General features: G+C 71.7%; 18 protein-coding genes. 2 read left to right on the top strand and 16 right to left on the bottom strand.

What is annotated here, in order from left to right:
* Positions 1–41: 41 nt before the first annotated feature.
* The 13 genes from ACFSKW_RS35715 to ACFSKW_RS35655 all read right to left on the bottom strand — a co-directional run bounded on the left by ACFSKW_RS35715 (position 42) and on the right by ACFSKW_RS35655 (position 13804).
* Entirely contained in the window at positions 42–893 is an 852-nt protein-coding gene (locus ACFSKW_RS35715; protein WP_379577460.1) for an alpha/beta fold hydrolase, read from the bottom strand.
* Positions 886–1548 carry an isochorismatase family protein gene (locus tag ACFSKW_RS35710; RefSeq protein WP_379577458.1) on the bottom strand — a complete coding sequence of 221 codons (663 nt, stop codon included), beginning with the start codon at positions 1546–1548 and terminating at the stop codon, positions 886–888. The genes ACFSKW_RS35715 and ACFSKW_RS35710 overlap by 8 nt, the downstream gene beginning before the upstream one ends.
* Positions 1541–2233, bottom strand: coding sequence for an SRPBCC family protein (locus ACFSKW_RS35705; protein WP_379577456.1), 693 nt, complete (start codon positions 2231–2233; stop codon positions 1541–1543). Before ACFSKW_RS35705 ends, ACFSKW_RS35710 begins: the two co-directional genes overlap by 8 nt.
* Positions 2230–2724 carry a (2Fe-2S)-binding protein gene (locus ACFSKW_RS35700; RefSeq protein ID WP_379577454.1) on the bottom strand — a complete coding sequence of 165 codons (495 nt, stop codon included), beginning with the start codon at positions 2722–2724 and terminating at the stop codon, positions 2230–2232. The genes ACFSKW_RS35705 and ACFSKW_RS35700 overlap by 4 nt, the downstream gene beginning before the upstream one ends.
* Positions 2721–5060 (bottom strand): xanthine dehydrogenase family protein molybdopterin-binding subunit, encoded by a 2340-nt coding sequence (locus ACFSKW_RS35695; protein WP_379577452.1) that lies wholly within the window; start codon positions 5058–5060, stop codon positions 2721–2723. Before ACFSKW_RS35695 ends, ACFSKW_RS35700 begins: the two co-directional genes overlap by 4 nt.
* Positions 5057–5875 carry an FAD binding domain-containing protein gene (locus tag ACFSKW_RS35690; protein ID WP_379577607.1) on the bottom strand — a complete coding sequence of 273 codons (819 nt, stop codon included), beginning with the start codon at positions 5873–5875 and terminating at the stop codon, positions 5057–5059. The genes ACFSKW_RS35695 and ACFSKW_RS35690 overlap by 4 nt, the downstream gene beginning before the upstream one ends.
* Complete coding sequence (locus ACFSKW_RS35685; protein WP_379577450.1) at positions 5875–7257, bottom strand: MFS transporter; 1383 nt, start codon at positions 7255–7257, stop codon at positions 5875–5877. Before ACFSKW_RS35685 ends, ACFSKW_RS35690 begins: the two co-directional genes overlap by 1 nt.
* Before the next feature lie 93 nt (positions 7258–7350).
* On the bottom strand, positions 7351–8595 hold the full coding sequence (locus tag ACFSKW_RS35680; protein ID WP_379577448.1) for an FAD-dependent monooxygenase: 1245 nt from the start codon (positions 8593–8595) through the stop codon (positions 7351–7353).
* Positions 8596–8815: 220 nt separating this feature from the next.
* Positions 8816–9316 (bottom strand): MarR family winged helix-turn-helix transcriptional regulator, encoded by a 501-nt coding sequence (locus ACFSKW_RS35675; RefSeq protein ID WP_379577446.1) that lies wholly within the window; start codon positions 9314–9316, stop codon positions 8816–8818.
* Between the two features lie 220 nt (positions 9317–9536).
* Entirely contained in the window at positions 9537–11141 is a 1605-nt protein-coding gene (locus ACFSKW_RS35670) for a serine/threonine-protein kinase (protein WP_379577444.1), read from the bottom strand.
* Between the two features lie 193 nt (positions 11142–11334).
* Entirely contained in the window at positions 11335–11961 is a 627-nt protein-coding gene (locus ACFSKW_RS35665; protein WP_379577605.1) for an NAD(P)-dependent oxidoreductase, read from the bottom strand.
* A 5-nt stretch (positions 11962–11966) separates the two neighbouring features.
* Positions 11967–12935: an SGNH/GDSL hydrolase family protein gene (locus tag ACFSKW_RS35660; protein WP_379577442.1), complete on the bottom strand. Its 969-nt coding sequence runs from the start codon at positions 12933–12935 to the stop codon at positions 11967–11969.
* 98 nt (positions 12936–13033) lie between these two features.
* Complete coding sequence (locus ACFSKW_RS35655) at positions 13034–13804, bottom strand: SDR family NAD(P)-dependent oxidoreductase (RefSeq protein WP_379577440.1); 771 nt, start codon at positions 13802–13804, stop codon at positions 13034–13036.
* A gap of 69 nt (positions 13805–13873) precedes the next feature.
* Here ACFSKW_RS35655 and ACFSKW_RS35650 point away from each other — a divergent pair, with 69 nt between their 5' ends.
* Entirely contained in the window at positions 13874–14383 is a 510-nt protein-coding gene (locus tag ACFSKW_RS35650; RefSeq protein WP_379577438.1) for a MarR family winged helix-turn-helix transcriptional regulator, read from the top strand.
* A gap of 382 nt (positions 14384–14765) precedes the next feature.
* Here the strand turns inward: ACFSKW_RS35650 and ACFSKW_RS35645 are convergent, their stop codons facing one another.
* Both ACFSKW_RS35645 and ACFSKW_RS35640 read right to left on the bottom strand, forming a co-directional pair.
* Complete coding sequence (locus tag ACFSKW_RS35645) at positions 14766–15536, bottom strand: SAM-dependent methyltransferase (protein ID WP_379577436.1); 771 nt, start codon at positions 15534–15536, stop codon at positions 14766–14768.
* 134 nt (positions 15537–15670) lie between these two features.
* Complete coding sequence (locus ACFSKW_RS35640) at positions 15671–15922, bottom strand: SAV_915 family protein (RefSeq protein WP_379577434.1); 252 nt, start codon at positions 15920–15922, stop codon at positions 15671–15673.
* Positions 15923–16189: 267 nt separating this feature from the next.
* Between ACFSKW_RS35640 and ACFSKW_RS35635 the strand changes: the two genes are divergently transcribed.
* On the top strand, positions 16190–16585 hold the full coding sequence (locus tag ACFSKW_RS35635) for a hypothetical protein (RefSeq protein WP_379577432.1): 396 nt from the start codon (positions 16190–16192) through the stop codon (positions 16583–16585).
* Between the two features lie 53 nt (positions 16586–16638).
* Here ACFSKW_RS35635 and ACFSKW_RS35630 read toward each other — a convergent pair whose 3' ends face one another.
* The gene (locus ACFSKW_RS35630; RefSeq protein ID WP_379577430.1) at positions 16639–17217 is read right to left on the bottom strand and encodes a hypothetical protein; all 579 of its coding nucleotides are present in this window, start codon (positions 17215–17217) and stop codon (positions 16639–16641) included.
* Between the last annotated feature and the right edge of the window lie 44 nt (positions 17218–17261).

Below are 17261 nucleotides of genomic sequence, written 5' to 3'. Positions count from 1 at the left end.
TGCCCGGCCCTCCTCGCCTCGCGCCTGCGCCCGGCGCCCTGTCAGATCCTGATTGCGAGCAGTTCGCGCAGGATGTCGCGAACGGCTCCCAGGCCATCCCGCGGGTTGTCCCAGAAGAGCATGTGCCCCGCGTCGGGGACCTCGACCAGGCGCGCGGCGGCGTTCGTCCTGGCCGCCTCCTGCGCTCCGAGAGCGGTCACCACCGGGCTGAGCGCGCCGTACACCAGGAACGTCGGCGCGGGCACCGACGGCCAGAAGTCGAAGAAGTCCTCGCTCTCGAAACCCCGGTGCGTCTGCGCGACGGCCTCGTCGCCGCAACTGGCCAGCCAGCGCGCCCTCAGTTCCTGCTCGCGCCGCGGCCAGCGAGGCCAGGATCCGGCCACCTCGTCGGCGTCCGTCCCGCGCCGCGCCTGCCGGAGCTGGCTCTGGAACGCCGCGAGCGTGGTCGGATACGGCCCGCGCCGCGGGCCGCTCATCGGCGGGTCCGCGAGCACCGTCCCCCGCAGCGCGACGTTACCCCTGGCCGCCGTCAGGCCCGCGATCCGCGCCCCCATCGAGTGGCCCAGCAGCACGGCGCCTTCGAGCCCCAGGCCCGCGAGCACCGCCTCGGTGTCGGCGGCGTAGTCCTCCAGCGTGTAGGAGGGGCCGTCGTCGGAGAGTCCGCGGCCGCGCACGTCCATGACGACGGGGCGGACCAGGCCGGTCAGCTCGCGCGCGACGAAGTCCATGGCGATCGCCGGGCTGGTGATCCCCGGCAGGACGAGCAGGGGCACGCCGTCGCCGCCGTAGTCGAGGACGTGCAGCCGGATCGGGCCCGAGCGGGCCCACCGGCTCCGCGCGGGCACCGCGGCGAGGTCGGCCAGGGCCGGCTGGGTGAGGGTGCGTTCAGACATCGAGGGCGACTCCTTCGGCGAGGTAGTCGACGGCCTCCGCGAGGTCGATGACGTCGCCGTACTTGGCGTGGATGTCGAAGAGGCTCGCCTCGTGCGGGCCTGCGGCGCGGTCGCCGACGCACTCACGCGGCACCAGCACGGTGAAACCGGACTGGACGGCGTCCACGGCGGTCGCCCGTACACAGCCGCTGGTGGTGGCGCCGCAGACCAGGACCGTGTCGCGGCCGAGGCCGGTCAGGATCGAGGCGAGGCCGGTGCCGAAGAACGCCGAGGCGCCCTTCTTCACCACCAGGGCGTCGTCCGGGCGGCGCGGCAGCCGCTCGTCGATCGCGACCGCGGGGCTGCCCTCGCGCATCGCGCGCATGCCCGGAGCCTTGTGCAGCCAGGTCACCATGTCGCCGTCGGCCTCGGCCTGCGTGTAGGCGATGGTGGTGAAGACGACCGGCACGCCGGCGGCGCGACCGTGCTCGATGAGCCTGGCGGTGGCGGCGACCACGTCCGACAGGTCGGCGCCCGACGGGTAGGCGGGGTCGGTGAAGCCGTTGGTCAGGTCCACGACGACGATCGCCGGGCGCTCGCCCCTGCGCGCCGGTGCGCCGAACCCGGCGTGCGCGTACGTGTCGTCGGTCGGCTCGCCGTACATGCCGCTAGCCACGGCGCAGCTCCTTGATGATCTTGGCCTGGGCGCCGACCTTGCCGAGCAGCCAGCCCTGGAACAGGCCGAGTGCGAAGGCGGCGGCGATCGGCACGTATTTGGCGGCGCCCGGCGGCACCAGCATCGACAGCGCATCCAGTTCCGCCGCCGGTCGCGGTGCTGGTTGCGGTGCCGATTGCGGTGCCGGTTGCGGTGCCTGGACGGTCGCGGCCGCGTCGGCCGGTCTCGGGCCGCCGGAGCGGTCGGCCTCGATGAGGCGCGCGAGGTTCCCCGCGAACTGCCTCAGCAGCTTGTCGGAGACGGTGACGATCGCGCCCTTGCCGAACTGGACGATCTTCCCTCGGATCAGCAGGTCGGTCCTCACCCGCAGCACCGCGCCGCCGGGCGCCTCCTCCACCGTGAGGACCACCTCGGCCTCGGCGTCGCCGCTCCCGTGCGTGTCGGCGCCCCTTCCCTGCAGCCGCAGCCGCCGGGCGCCGGGGTCGACCTCCAGGAACCGCACGGTTCCCGCGTACGCGGCGGTGATGGGGCCGACCTTGACCTTGACGCCGCCGCGGTAGGCGTCTCCGTCACGGCCGTCGAGCGCCGCGCCCGGCAGGCACGTCACGACCCGTTCCACGTCGTTGATCAGCGCGAAGACGTCGTCCGGCGACGCGTTCACCGTGATCTCGTTGTCCAGGATCATCGGTCTTCCCCCACGTCGCGCCGCCCTCTGGCGCAGGACTCGATCGCGTCGACGATGGTCTGGTAGCCGGTGCACCGGCACAGGTTGGCGGACACGAGTTCGCGGATCTCCTCTCTCGTCGCTTCGGGACGCTCGGCGAGGAAGCCCTCGGCGAGCATCAGGAAGCCGGGCGTGCAGAATCCGCACTGCAGGCCGTGATGGGCCGAGAACGCCTGCTGCAGGTCGTTCAACTCACCGTCTCGGGCCAGCGTCTCGACCGTGCGGATCTCCTGGCCCTCGGCCTGGGCGGCGAAGATCAAGCACGAGCGCACCGGGGCGCCGTCGAGCAGGACCGTGCAGGCGCCGCAGACGCCGTGCTCGCATCCGACATGCGTGCCGGTGAGGCCGAGGTGGTGCCGCAGCACGTCGACCAGCGTGTGCCGGGACTCCACGACCAGATCGTCGTGCCGCGTCCCGTTCACGGTCAGGCTTATCAGCAGTTTCTCCGTCATACCTTCGCTCCGATCGCCCGCTGTACCGTCTCGGGCCGGATGGGTGTGTCGTCGAGCTCCACCCCGGTGGGCCGGAGCGCGTCGTTCACGGCGTTGAGCACCGCGGCGGGGGCGCCGATCGTGCCGCCCTCTCCCGCGCCCTTCGCCCCGCTCTCGGTGAACGCGCACGGGGTCTCCAGGTGATGGATCTCGATGTCAGGGATCTCGTTGGCGGTGGGCACCTTGTAGTCGATGAAGCTCGCGCACGACGGCTCGCCCTGCGCGTCGTAGGTCACCTCCTCGAACAGCGCCCCCGCGATGCCCTGGGCGATGCCGCCGCGGCACTGTCCCTCGACGACCTGGGGGTTGATGGCGACCCCGCAGTCCTCCACGCAGACGTAGCGCAGGAATTCCACCCGTCCCGTCCCCGGGTGCAGTTCCACGACGACGCCGTGCGCGGCGTTGGAGAACGTCCCGTCCCCGTGCACATCGAACGACGCGCTCGCCGTCAGGCCCGGCTCGGCGTCCTTGGGGAGCAGGTTGGCCTTCAGGTAGGCGACGTCGGCCAGCTCCTGGTACGCAACGGCCCGCCCTTGGTCGTCGAGCCTGCGCACGTGCCCGCCGTGCAGTTCCACGTTGTCGCGCGTCGTCTCCAGCAGGTGCGCGCCCAGGTGCAGGAGCCGGTCGGCCAGCTTGGTCGCCGCGCGCGCCACGGCGCTGCCCCCGATGGTGGCCGAGCGGCTGGCGAACGTGCCGAATCCGTAGGTGATCCGGTCGGTATCGCCCTGATGGATCTTGACCTGGGTGAGGTCCAGGCAGAGCCGGTCGGCGACGATCTGGGCCAGCGTGGTCTCGTGGCTCTGCCCGTGGCTCATCGTCCCCGTCGTCACGGTGACGGCCCCTGTGAGGTCCATCCTGATCTCGGCGAGGTCGAAGCCCGGCACCACGGCCATCTTGCGCTTGGCGAAGGCGCCGGAGCCGTAGCCGGTGCGCTCGCTGAAGCAGGAGTAGCCGATGCCGAGGAAGCGTCCCTCCCCGGCCGCCTGCTCCTTCCGCTCGTACCAGCCCTCCTCCCTCAGCGTCCGCTCACAGAGGTCGAGCGACTCCAGGTAGGAGCCGGGGTCGTAGGTGACGTCGTTGATCCCGGTGTAGGGGAACTCGGTGATCAGGTTCCGCCGCCGGATCTCGACGGGATCCAGATCGAGTTCGCGGGCCGCCCGCTCGAAGATCCGTTCCATGACCATGACGAACTGGGGTCTGCTGACGCCCCGGTACGGAGCCGACGGCGCCTTGTTGGTCGTGACGGCCCTGCCGCGCACCCGGTAGGCGGGCACGCGGTAGACGCCCGGCATCTCCGCCGACGCCATCAGCGGCTCGATGCCGGCGGTGAACGGGTAACAGGAGTAGGCGCCCATGTCGCACACCACGTCGGCGTCGAGAGCCAGGATCCTGCCGTCCGCGTCGAAGGCGCCGCGCACGTCGTAGCGCTGCTCGCGGGCCAGGAACGAGGCCGTGAGGGCGTCCCTGCGGTCCTCGATCCACTTCACCGGGCGACGCAGCCGCAGCGCCGCGGCCCCCACGGCGATCTCCTCCCGTCCGACGACGCATTTCTGCCCGAAACCGCCGCCCATGTCGGGCACCACGACCCGTACGGCGCGCTCCGCGAGACCCAGGCACTCGGCCATCACCGTGCGGACCTGGTGCGGGACCTGGGTGCAGGTGTGCACGAGGAGCTGTTCCTCACGCGCGTCCCACGTCGCGACGCTGCCCCTGGTCTCCAGCGGCAGCGCGTTCTGCCGGCCCGTCCTGGACCGTACGCGGACCACGCGGTGCGCGGCGGCGAAGACGTCGTCGATGCCGGGTGTCGCGAACATCGACACGTCCACCAGCGTGTTGGCCGCCGCCGCGTCGTGCACGAGCGGCGCGCCACCGGCGAGCGCCTGCTCGTCGGAGAGCACCGGCGTGCGCGTCTCGTACGTCACTCTGGCGGCCTCCAGGCCGTCCTCGACGGAGTAGGGGTCCTCGGCGAGCACGATGGCGATCGGCTCCCCGACGTAGCGGACCCGGTCCCTGGCGAGCACCGGCATCGCGGTGGGCACGAACTCCGACAGGGGCCGGTCGAGGACGGCGGTGACGTCCCCGACCTCCAGGTGGGCGGCGGTGAACGCGGCGACGACCCCCGGCACGGCGAGCGTTCCGGACAGGTCGATTCCTGTCACGGTGCCGTGGGCGATCGTGCTGCGGACGAACTGCGCGTGCAGCATGCGGGGAAGGTGGATGTCATCGACGAACCGCCCGTTCCCCGTCAGCAGCCGCGGATCCTCCCGCCGGGCGGCCGATCTCCCGACCCAGCTCATCGTGGCATCGCCTCCTCACAGGCTCGGACGATCAGGGTCCTGGTCAGGGCCCTGCGGTAGCCGGCGCTGCCGTTCGCGTCCGAGGGCGGATCGATGGCCGCCGCGGCCGCCTCGGCGCATTCGGCGAACGTCCCGCCGCCGGCGAGCACGGCCTCCGCCTCGGGGACCCGCAGCGGCACGGGGGCCACCCCGCCGAGGACGACGCGTCGCGCGTCCAGGTCGACGGCGGCGGCCACGACGGCGAAGTCGCCCCGCCGCTCGGCGTGCTCGGCCAGCGCGGCGTGCGGCGCGGGCCGGGGGAAGACCACCTCGGTGATCATCTCTTCCGGCTCCAGCGCCGTGGTGAAGAAGCCAAGGAACAGGTCCTCGGCGGGAACGCGCCGCAGCCCTCCTGGCCCGTGGACCACGACCTCGGCGCCCAGCAGGATCGCGAGCAGGCACCACTCGGCGGTCGCGTCGCTGTGGGCGAGACTGCCGCCGACGGTGCCGCGCGTCCGGATCGGCAGGTGGCCGATCCACTCCATGGCGTCGCCCAGCACGGCGAAATCCCGGCCGAGCGGCGCGGTCTCCACCTGGTGGTGGGTGGTCAGCGCGCCGACGCGCAGCGCGCCGCGCTCACGCCTGATGTAGGCCAGCTCGCCGCGCAGGCCGTTGAGATCGACCAGGTGCGAGGGGCGGGCCAGGCGGAAGTTCATCATCGCCACCAGGCTCTGGCCGCCCGCGATGTACTTGGCGTCCTCGCCCAGCTCGGCGAGCAGGGCGACCGCTCCCGCGACGTCCCTCGCGCGGTGGTAGGCGAACGGCGCCGGCTTCATCACGTCCCCACCTTCGCCGCGTCGTCGGCGCGGCCGGTGATGTGGTCCAGTTCCCTGCCCTTGGTCTCCGGCGCGGCGAAGGCCATCCACAGGACGACCGCCAGCATCACGGCGCCGAGGACGGCGAACGTCAGGGTCAGGCCCAGCAGGGGCCACAGCAACCCGCCGAAGATCAGTGGGATGAAGCCGGAGGTCACCCGGCTGGCCGACGAGGCCCAGCCGAACCCGCTGGCCCTGATGGGTGTCGGGTACAGCTCGGCGACGTAGGCGTACAGCACCGGGATGGCGACCTGGATGAAGAAGCCGAAGACGCCCAGCCACACCAGCGCGGCGGTCTTGAGGTCCAGGAACAGCGCGAAGCCCACGAGCGCGGCCGCGGCCACCGGCGCCGACACTCCGATCACCCACTTGCGGCCGACGGCCTCGACCAGCCACGCGGAGACCAGGACGCCGACGATGCCCACCGCCGTCATCAGCGTGGTCTTGGCGAAGGCCGCGTAGTCGGTGTAGCCCTCCTCCTTGAGAATCGTGGGCATCCAGCTCAGCGCCACGTAGTACACCGTCATCACGGTGATGAACAGCAGCCAGGCGACGGAGGTCACCCGCGGGCTGAAGCTCCAGACCTGGCGGAGCTGGTCGAGCACCGCCCGCGCCCCCCGTGAGCCGGCGCCGTCCTCGGCGGGGGCCTCGATGACGTACGGCTCGGCACGGGCGCCCGTCCGGGCGACGAGATCGTCGATGATCTCGCGCGCCTCCTGCTCGCGACCGGCCTTGGCCAGGTAGAGGGGCGATTCGGGAACGCCGCGGCGCACCCAGAACAGCAGCAGCGCGGGAAGGACCATCACGGTGAGCATCCAGCGCCAGTTGCCCTGCACCGGCTCGAGCACGAGGGCGACCACGCCGCACAGGGTCGCGCCGATCGGCCACCAGACGTCCATGGCGGCGAGGATCTTGCCGCGCAGCCGGCTCGGCGAGAACTCGCCCACCAGCGCGTAGTCGACGGGAATGCAGCCGCCCAGGCCGACCCCCGCCACGAAGCGCAGCACGAGGAAGACGCCGTAGTTCGGGGCCAGGGCGCCGAGGACGGAGAAGAGCGCGAAGATGAGCAGGGTCAGGCTGAAGGCGCGCTTGCGGCCCAGCCGGTCGGCGATCGTGCCCCACAGGACGGCTCCGACGGCCATGCCGATGAGGTTGGCGGTCGCCACCAGGCCCTTCTCGCCGACCGACAGGCCGAACTCCTTGCCGAGCAGTGGCGTGAGGAAGCCGTTGAGCGCGACGTCCCAGGCGTCGAACATGTAGCCGAGGCCGCCGATGATGAAGATCTTGCCTTGGACGCTCCACTTCCACGGCAGACTCTGGACGATCTGGTCTCCTGTTTGCATGGTGTTCCCACCCTGATGTGAGGTGTTGAGGAGACGGGAACGCGGTAGGAGCGTCCCCGGGGGTGCCCGGGACCCGTCGGGTCCGGGGGCCTGTCAGTTGTGGAACTGGTAGGAGAAGCTCTCCTCGTCGGGGTCGTTCAACGGGGTGCCGCTCCACAGCCACTCGTAAGAGACGTCGGACTCGCCGTCGAACCGCTTGAGCCTCTCGTCGCGGGCCCGCTGCTCAGGGCCGTCGGGCAGGTGGTAGAGGGACATGTTGCGCCAGGCGGCGTCCTGGACCATCCCGGCGTGCTTGGCGCGGCGCGCCACGTACCGCGTGAGGGCGGCCCGCACGCCCTCACGCGGTACGGCGCCGAGCTCCTCGGCGAGCACGGCCGCGTCCTCCATGGCCTGCGAGGCGCCCTGCGCCTGGTAGGGCAGCATGGCGTGGCAGGCGTCGCCGAGCAGGGCCACGTGGCCGTCCACCCACACCGGATCACGGCGGCGGTGGTACATGGCCCATGCGGAGACGTCGCCTTCGGCCTTGGAGAGCATCAGGGCGACCCGGTCGTCCCAGCCGGGGAAGGCGTCGGCGAGCTCGTCCACCGTGGCCGGTACGGTCCACCGCCGCTCGACCTCGGGTGAGCAGGGCACGATCGCGACGACGTTGAGCCACTCTCCGCCGCGGATCATGTAGTGGACCAGGTGCCGGTCGGGCCCGTACCAGATCGTGCTCTGGAATCGATCCACCAGCCAGCGTGTCGCCGGGTCCGCGGCGATCTTGTCTCCTGGGATGAGCGCGCGGTAGGCCATCTCGCCGGAGAAGAGCAGGGTGTCGGGCAGGCCCAGCGCGTCGCGTACGCCGGAGCGGATGCCGTCCGCGCCGACCAGGACGTCGGCCTCGTACCGCTCGCCCGCGGCGGTGAGCGCGGCGGGCCTGGCGGGGTTCGAGCGGTCGACGGCCACGACCCTGCACCCCGTGCGCACGCGCACGACCGGGCCGGGGCGGGCCTCGTCCAGGCACGCGTCCAGCAGCACCTTGTGCAGGTCGGCGCGGTGATAGTGCCAGTAGGGGGCGTTGTACTCGCGCTTGCAGAAGTCGCCGAGCGGGGTCAGGCCGATCACGCTGCCGTCCTGCCAGCGGCGGCGCACCTGGTCCAGCGGCTCGGTGTGGATCTCCTCGAGAGCGGCGCGCAGCCCGAGCCCGAGCAGGACGCGGCTGGCGTTCGGCGCGGTCTGGATGCCGGCGCCGACCTCGCCCAGTTCGGCGGCCTGCTCGAGGACCGTGACACGCAGGCCGCGCTGCCGCAGTGCCAGCGCGGCGGTCAGCCCGCCGAGCCCACCTCCGACGATCGTCACGCGGTACGACTGGCTCGGCGCCAATGGCTCCTCCAACCCCTCGGAATGTCATCTCGGATGCCGTTGCGGCTGTTCGCGGGCACGCAGATCACAGCCGTTCCGCCTTCGCGGCGGAAGCACGGGTGCTGCGTCCGGCAAAACTAATCCGAACACGGACGATCCGGAAAAAGCAAGAGGTAGGCCAGGATGCGGACGCTTCGCGCGCCGCTTCAGGACCGCGTCACTCGTCGCCCATGAGCCCTTCCCAGCGGGCGGCCAGCGCTGTCATCTCGCGCAGAACGCGGTCCCGTTCGGCCGGTGAATAGCCCTCCAGCAACTGCTCGTCGAGCGCCCGGGCGCGCCGGTTCACCTCGTCGAGGCGCCGCGCTCCCTCCTCGGTGAGGTGCAGCAGCTTGCGGCGGCCGTCGTGCAACGCGGTGTGCCGGACGATCAGCCCGTTGTCCTCCAGCCGCCGGACGATGTCGGCCATCGTGGACCGGTCGAGCGCCACCGACGAGGCGAGCGAGCCCTGGTCGACACCGGGATGGTTGTCCACGGCCGTGAGCACCGCGAACTGCGGGCCGGTCAGGACCGGATCGACCATGCGCGTCCACAGCGCGACATAGGACTGGTAGAGCCGCCGGGCCACGTAGCCAGGCGCGGCGAGGAGTGCGGCAGGGGTCGCGATCGCCTCGCCGCGACCTCCCCTAGCCGCCGTCGATTTACCCGCTTCACGCACCATGCGCCCTACCCAATCATGAACCCGGCGCGCCCCCTTCATCGCCGTCACCGCCGCGACGGTCGGTTCCGCCGTCAGGACGGACTGATCCGTCCGGAGAGATCCTCCCGAGCCGCCTGCGGTTGTGCGCGGACCTGCTCGTCCGGTCTCGGCGCCTGCTGCTCGGGTCGGCCCGCGCGGGCGCTGCTCGTCAAGAAGGGCCGCCCCTTCTGGGAGAGCCGCGTCAGCACATGGTCCATGTGGCCGACTTGGTCTTCCGCACCGGCGAGGTGAGCTGGAAGACGACTGTGTGCGTGGACCCGAGATCGGGAGTGATCTGCCTCTTCGATCCGAAATAGTCGTCTCGGCCGTAGGACGGCAGCCGCCTGGAGCCGCTTTCGATCGCCTGTCCGTCGACGAGCCACTGGTAGGAGAACGGAGCCCCCATCTCGGTCGCGCCCAGGGCGATGCCGAAGCTCACCGAGCCTGAGTAGCAGGTGACACCGTCGCCGTTGATCCTGGACGCGCCGGCGACCCGCACGTAGGCGAGGCTGAACGAGGCGGCCTTGGGCCTGCTCGCGGTGGGCGACGGACTCTTCGTCGCCGGTTTCCGCGTCGCGGGGTTCTTCGTCGTCGGGCTGTTCGTCGCCGGTCTCCTCGTCGGCGTGGGCGTGTCCGCAGGCGTAGGACGGACGGTCGCGCGCTCCTGCGACGGCCTGGGCGTGGGGCGTGGGCGCCTGGTCGTCCGGGTGGCCGTCGGGGTTCGTCTCTCCCCGGGCGCGACGGTCTCGCCTCGCTCGGGCGAGGTGGTCGCCGAAGGGGACGGCTCACTGGAGCCTGCGGCAAGCGCGGACCGGGTGGTGTCGGTGCCCGGCCAGGCGTTCCAGACGACGACGCCGGCCGCCAGGCACACGGCGACGGCTCCGGAGGCGGCGGCGAGCAGCGGCACGCGCGGTCTCGCCCGGCCCGGCGGAAGGGTGGCGGGCGGGCCGCCCGCCTGGGCGTGGCGGTGCCAGGGCGGCGCCTGCTGACCCGACGGCGGGTGCCGGTTCCCCACGGTGGTGGCCGGTTGCCCGCCGAGCAGGCCCAGCAGGACGTCCCGCATCTGCGGGCGGGCGCCGGGGTCCTTGGCCAGGCAGGCGTACACGACGGAGCGCAACGGCTCCGGCAGGTCGCCCAGGAACGGCTCCTGGTTCAGGATGCGAGTGATGACCGCCGGCAGCGAGTCGTTGCCGAACGGCGGCGTGCCCGTCCCCGCGAACACCATGACCGCAGCCCAGGCGAAGACGTCCGCCGCGGGGCCGACGCGCGCGCCCGCGAGCTGCTCGGGCGCCATGTACGCGGGCGTCCCGACGACGCTGCTGGTGACGGTGACCGCGGAATCGGCCACCCGGGCGATGCCGAAGTCGACGACGCGCGGCCCGTCCCGTCCGAGCAGCACGTTGGCGGGCTTGAAGTCGCGGTGCACGATGCCCGCCTCATGGATGGCGGTCAGCGCCGTGGCCGTGCTGACGGCCAGGCGCTGCAGGTCGGCGCCGTAATGGCGGCCCGACTGCTGCAGGGAGGGCCCGTCGACGTACTCGCTGACGATGTACGGGCGCCCGCCCGTCGACGCGTCGAGCACCTGGGCGATGCAGAACGGCTCCACGCGCCGGGCCGCGGCGACCTCCCTGGCGAAGCGGTCGTCGCCGCCGACGGACTGCCGCAGCACCTTGACGGCCACCGGTCGGCCGTCCGGAGCCTGACCGAGGTAGACGACGCCCTGGCCACCCTCGCCGAGCCGTCCGACGATCCGGTAGGCCGCGATCGCCTGGGGGTCGTCTGGACGCAGCGGTTCGGCGTTCGGCATGAGGGGAGTGGCTCCTGAGACGGCCGGGACGGACCTCATGCACCTTAACGGGATAGATCCCGATTTGTACGTACGTTTCGCGATCTCCGCTGCATGTGGCCGCTCTCTTGCGCGACCGGTCGGCTACCGGTCGCGGCGGGAGCGTGGTGTGCCGCCGTTCCCGTGCCCCCGGCGGGAACGGCGGCGGTCTCGGTCAGCCGGAGATTTCGACGACGGCGTGCCGGCTCGCCTCGTCGGCGACGTGGGTCAGCAGGTAGTGGGCGAGGTCGGCACGGGAGATCGACCTCGCCTTGGCGAGGTGGGCGTTCTCGGCGGTGCGGTAGTCGCCGGTCACCGGCCCGTCGGTCAGCATCGGTGCGCGCACGATGGTCCAGTAGAGGTCGCGGGCGGCGGCCACCACCCGCTCCATGCGCGTCATGTCGGCGTAGCCGTGCCGGTAGAGGCGCTGGATCACGTACCGGGTGACGAGGCGCTGTCCGAGCGGCGTGCCCGGCGCGATCTCCAGGCCCGCCGACGACAGGCACAGCAGACGGCTCACCCCGCCGTCGCGCATCGCGGCGAGGATGTTGGCGGTGCCCGCGGAATAGACCGTGGTGGGGTGGCGGCGATCCGTGCTGCCCAGGCACGACAGCACGGCCTCCTGGCCGGCGACGGCGACGTGCCAGGTCTCCGGCGTCAGCACGTCGCCGCCGATCACGGTCACCTGGTCGCGCGCGGAGACGCGGGCAGGGTCGCGCGCCAGGACGGTGACGTCGTGCCCTGCGGTGACCGCCTGCTCGACCACCTGGCGTCCGGTGCCCCCGGTCGCGCCGAAGACCATCAGCTTCACGCCGCACCGGCCATCGCGTGGACGACGGCGGTGACGACCTCGCACTGACCGGCGATGTCGAGGTGAACGCCGTCGTCCAGATAGAGGCCCTCGGCCGAGGCGTCGAATCTCGTGTCCACGGTGGGTTCCGGCCGGTCCAGCAGGTATTCGGCGATCTCGTCGATGTCCTTGTTGGCCCAGCTGATCCCGGCGCGCCGGAAGTGCGGATATTCGGCGACGCGCGACTCGTCCACCGCGCTGGGGGTGAGCCATGTCCAGCGCACCGGCCCGCGCTGCCGGGCGAGGTCGTGCAGCAGGGCCAGGTTACGTTGGGTTTCGGGCAGTCCGACCTGGGTCGGCGCGCCGGGCGCGGGATGCTGCGCGTCGTTGCCGCCGAGCATGCACAGCACCATGTCGGGCCGCTGGAACGCGAGCGCGGGCGTGTAGGAGAGCGCCTGGGTGGTGGTGCAGCCGGAGACGGCCAGGTTGGTGAACCGGACGGCGTCGGCGGGGCGGCGCAGCGTCACGGCGTGCCGCAGGATCTCGAACCACGACAGCCGGTCGGCGGTGGTGCTCTCGCCGATGGCGACGATGTGGGGGGAGTCGTTCAGCGGCAGCCGGTCCACGGCGTCGGCGAAATCCGTGCGCGCGAGCAGGGTCTCGGCCGCCTGCCGGGTCTGCCGCTCGAAGTCGTCGAGCAGCGCGCGGTAGGCGGGGGCGTCGAGGCCGAACAGGGCGGCGACGCGGGTCTCGTCCGCGCCCGCCAGATACGGCAGGGCGGTGGTGGGCCGCTGGAACCGGACGAGCCGTACGGCCATCGGATCGAAAGCCGGATGGGGAGTCGCTTCGGTCTCCAGGTGGGGAGTCGCGCCAGGCGTCGAGTCCGAAGTCGCGCCGGTCGTCGGGTCGGGAGTCGCGCCGGGCGTCGAGTCCGGAGTCGCGCCGGGCGTCGAGTCCGGAGTCGCTTCGGTTGTCGGGTCGGTCATGGGGAGGTCTCCGTTCGGGTGGTGGGCGGGTGGCTGCGCGGGTCCCGGTACGCTCGCCGGCCGCAGGCGGCCGGCGTGGGTGCGGTGGGCGGGGGCGGTCATCCGGTCACCCGTCCTCCCGTGAGGTCGAACGTCGCGCCGGTCACCCAGGACGAGGCGGGCGAGGCGAGGTAGAGGACCGCCTGCGCGATGTCGTCGGGCTCGCCGATGCGGCCGAGGGGGAACGCCGCCGCCAGCTGCTCGAGCCGTTCGGCGGGCAGGGAGCCGAGCTTGTCGTTGAGCACGGCCGAGGGTGCCAGGCAGTTGACACGCACTCCGTCGCCGCCGACCTCGGCGGCCAGGTGCTGGGCGAACATGACGACGCCGGCCTTGGCTGCGGCGTAGGCGGCGTTGGCGCCGCCAGGGCGGCGGCCCGCCGTGGACGACATCAGGATGATCGACCCGGCACGGTGCCTGAGCATGCTCGGCAGGAACTCGTGGACCGTGAGGAACACCGACGTCAGATCGGATTCCAGCACGGAGCGCCATCGGGCAGGGTCGAGCTCGGCGGTCGGCGCGGGCGCGCCCTGCCCGCCGGCGAACGGGGCAAGGATCTCCACCGGTCCAAGCTCGCTCTCCACGCTCGCACGGATGCGGGCGAGCGTGCCCGCATCGGTCACGTCGCCGGGCGCCGCGAGCGCTCGCCCGCCCTCGTCGGTGATCGACGCGACGACGCGGGCGACCGCCGCGGAGTCGCGGCCGGTGACCGCGACGCTGACGCCGTTGGCGGCCAGGGCGCGGCAGGCCGCCGCGCCGATGCCACGTGAACCGCCGGTGACCAGGGCGACCTTGCCGTCCAGTCCGGGATATCGCGGCCAATCGGTTGTCATCACACATCACTTCTCTCTAGAGAAAGGTTCACTCGTGTGAATCATTCTGCGTGGAGTACAGTATGCGCCGTGACCGAGTCCCGCAACCATCCGATGGGCGCCGCGTTCCTGCTCGCGCAGCTCGGCGCGCACGCCGCGAACCGGTTCGCCGCGCGGACCGCCGAGCTCGGCCTGTCGCCCGCCGACGTCGGGCTGCTGCGGATGATCGCCGCCAGGCCCGGCCGCAGCCAGCAGTCGCTGGCCGAAGACCTCGGCGTGGTGCCGAGCCGCGTCACCTCCCTGATCGACCCGCTGGACCGGGCGGGACTGGTGGAGCGCCGCCGGTCCACCGGCGACCGCCGCAACTACGAGCTGCACCTGACCCCGGACGCGGCGCGCGTCATGGACGACATCGCGAGGACCGCGATGGCACACGAGGCCGACTTCACCTCGGCCTTGGATCCTGACCAGCGCAAGCAGCTCATCGCGCTGCTGACGGTGATCGCCGAGGACCAGGGCCTCAGCCCGGGCGTCCACCCCGGCTACCGCGGCTCCTCGCCGCGCCCGCCCGGGGCGGGAACCTCATCCGGGTGTCACTGACGGGCCGATCGCCGGCCGTCCCCAAGACCGGCTCCGCGGGCGCCGTCGCGTGTGCCGAGCGTCCCTGCGCCGTGCCGAGCGTCCCTGCGCCGGGTGTCCCTGCGCCGTGCCGTCCGCAGGTCATGGGCGCCGGTCGCGTTCCTCACGGGCTCGGCAGGCAGGGCGAAAGCGCGCATCTTCGCGCCCGCTCGAAGTCCACACACCAGCTCGAAGAGGCTGGTTGCCGCCGGTTCCGGACATGAGCGTCCGCCGCAGGGGGCGGGGATGGGCGTCGCTCCTCATACGGCGAGCGCCGCCGCCGGCCATGACGTCGACGACGGCGCCGGGGGACGGCGACGTGCGGGGCAGGGCGCGACCGGGACGCCCTGCCCGACCCCCTGCGTCAGGACGCAGGGGCGGCGTTCTTGCGCGCGCTCACCAGGGCGAAGGACAGGTACTCACCCCGGTCGGCCTCCAGCATGGCGATCGTCCGCTCGACGACATCCCTGTCGGTGGCGCCGTGTTCGAGGCAGGCCCTGGACCACAGCAGCCAGTCGTGCCAGCCGTTCTCCTGCAGCCGGGCGGAGGTGACGGTGACCAACTCGGTGATGTCCCACTGGAAGCGCCACCAGTCGGCGGTGTGCCAGGCGATCGCCTCCCACCCGACGAGGGCCTTGACGTGCGGCGGGATGGCGCCGAGGTCGCGGACCTCGCGCGTCATGCCGGGGGTGGCGACCCCCAGCTGACCGCCGGGCTTGAGGAAGCGGGTGATGTAGGCCAGGTAGCTGTCAGCGGTGCCGAAGTACTCATAGGCGTCGATGCTGACGATCGCGTCGAAGGACTCCGGCTCGAACGGCAGGGCATGCGCCTCGGCGCTCACGGCGCGTACCTGGTGCGCGACGCCCGCCTCGGCGAAGACGGCCTCGGCCTTCTCCGGTGCGATCCACAGGTCGGCGGCCACGACGTCCACGCCGAACTCGCGGGCCAGGAACACCGACGTGGCGCCCATGCCGGAGCCGAGGTCGAGAACCCGCATGCCCGGCTTGAGTTCGAGATCGCGGGAGAGGTCCTCCAGCAGCCACAGCGGGTTCGGCCCCATGTCCAGACCAACGAGCCAACCGGGATCGTAGCGAGAGGAACGCGGGTAGTCGTGGGGGCGGATGAGGTCGCTCATGGCTGTCACAGCGCGGCATCCCATCACACCGTGAAGAGCGCCCGCAAACGGTTAAACCAATGAATCCCACCTGGCAGGGCCGCCGTCGGGCGACGATCGTCGGCGAACAGGAGCAGCCGCTTCGAGCGCGCGCATCAGGCTGCTCCGGTGCTCGGGCGGGTGATCGTTCCCGCGGGGTCGACGACGACACCGATGACGTCCAGGTCTTTGAGCATGCCGCGCAGGGCCGGCTCGCTGAGCCGTACCCACTGCTGGCCGGAGCCGAGCGCTTTGGCCAGGCGCAGGGGAGAGGTGAAGCCCACTGCGGTCTTCCTGCCTGCGACCGTGCGGAACAGCCGGAGCGAGGCGCTGAACCGGCCCTGCCGGACCGGAACGAATAGCGGCACTTCTGACATGTGATTTCTCCTGGGGGAACTTATGTAGAAAGTGACGCTATGGCGTGAGAAATCGGCCTGGGCGGGGCCGATACGGGATCTGAACGGCGACCGCCGAAACCCTGACACGTGATTGACGTCGGTCCTGAGGACGGCGCGTCCCGCGTCATTATCGCGTCAGGATTCGTCATAAAAACGGAGGGATATCGTAGTGATTTATCGCGCGCTTTCCGTAATGCGGTGTGATGAATCGTGCATGTCATTCGTGAGAGGCCGCCGGTGGAATTCCTGATCGCCGGCGGGTTCGTGGTGACCGTCGCGGCCTGTGCCGCCGTCGCCGTCCTCGTCCCAGTCGGCACGCCGCGCGTCGTCGCGATGGCCGCCGTGGCGGGGGCGTACGCGGCCTGGTCGCGAAGTCCCCTCGCCGCCTCGGCGACGGTCCTGATGGTGTGGTGCTTCACGACGGGGTTCCTGGTGAACACCGCGGGGGAGCTGACCTTGACCCGGCCCGACATGCTCAGGTTCGGGGTGTTCGCCGCCGCGGCGTTCGCGGGATCGATGGTCGCGCGGTCGCTCGTGACTCTGTCGACAGCGGCCCGCCGGCGTCCTGACGTGCCGCGCCAGGCGCGCGGCCACACGGAGCGGACGGTACCGAAGGTCGGCGCGCGAACCTGAGACCGGCTGAGGCCGCCTTGCGATCGCCGAGGCCGCACAGGCGTTCAGGTCCTCTACTGTGCCTCGCGGAAGTACGCGCGCGCCGACGGTACCGCGAGCAGGATGATCACGAGGACCGAGCCCAGGGTGGTCAGGGCGAGCTTGGCGATGCTCGCCGAGTGCGCCCAGCCGGGCATGACCTGCGTGGCCGCGTCGACCAGGGCCGGCACATCGACGCGCGCCAGCACGGCGTCGCCCGAGCTCTTGAAGGAGGACTCCAGGAGCTGGGCGGTGAACAGCTGGCTCGGGATGATGACGACGCCCATCGCGAAGAGCACCGGCTGGAACACCCAGGACAGGACTCGGCCGATCCTCCTGCCGGTCAGGTTGAGCAGCGCCAGGGTCACCAGGACGAGGACGAGCACGATGGCCGGCGTCTCGCTTCCCGCGAAGGAGATGCCGTGCTGGGCCAGGATGCCGGCGGGCAGTCCCTGCCGCACGATCTCTGCCTCGGCGGCCGCCTGGGCGTCCGCGCCGTGGCGGACAACGATGAAGGTCCCGAGCAGGAAGGGGATCACGGTCAGCAGTTGCAGCGTCGCGGCGGCGATGACACTGCGCGGGCGGCGTCCTGCCCGGGGGGCCGGGTCGGTCATGTCTGCTCCTCGGGCCAGATTTGAACTAAGTGCAACAGTAGGGC

The organism is Nonomuraea mangrovi, from assembly GCF_042681425.1.
GTDB lineage: Bacteria > Actinomycetota > Actinomycetes > Streptosporangiales > Streptosporangiaceae > Nonomuraea > Nonomuraea mangrovi.
Note: the sequence above shows the minus strand (reverse complement) of the source record. Positions and strands in the feature narration are given on the sequence as shown.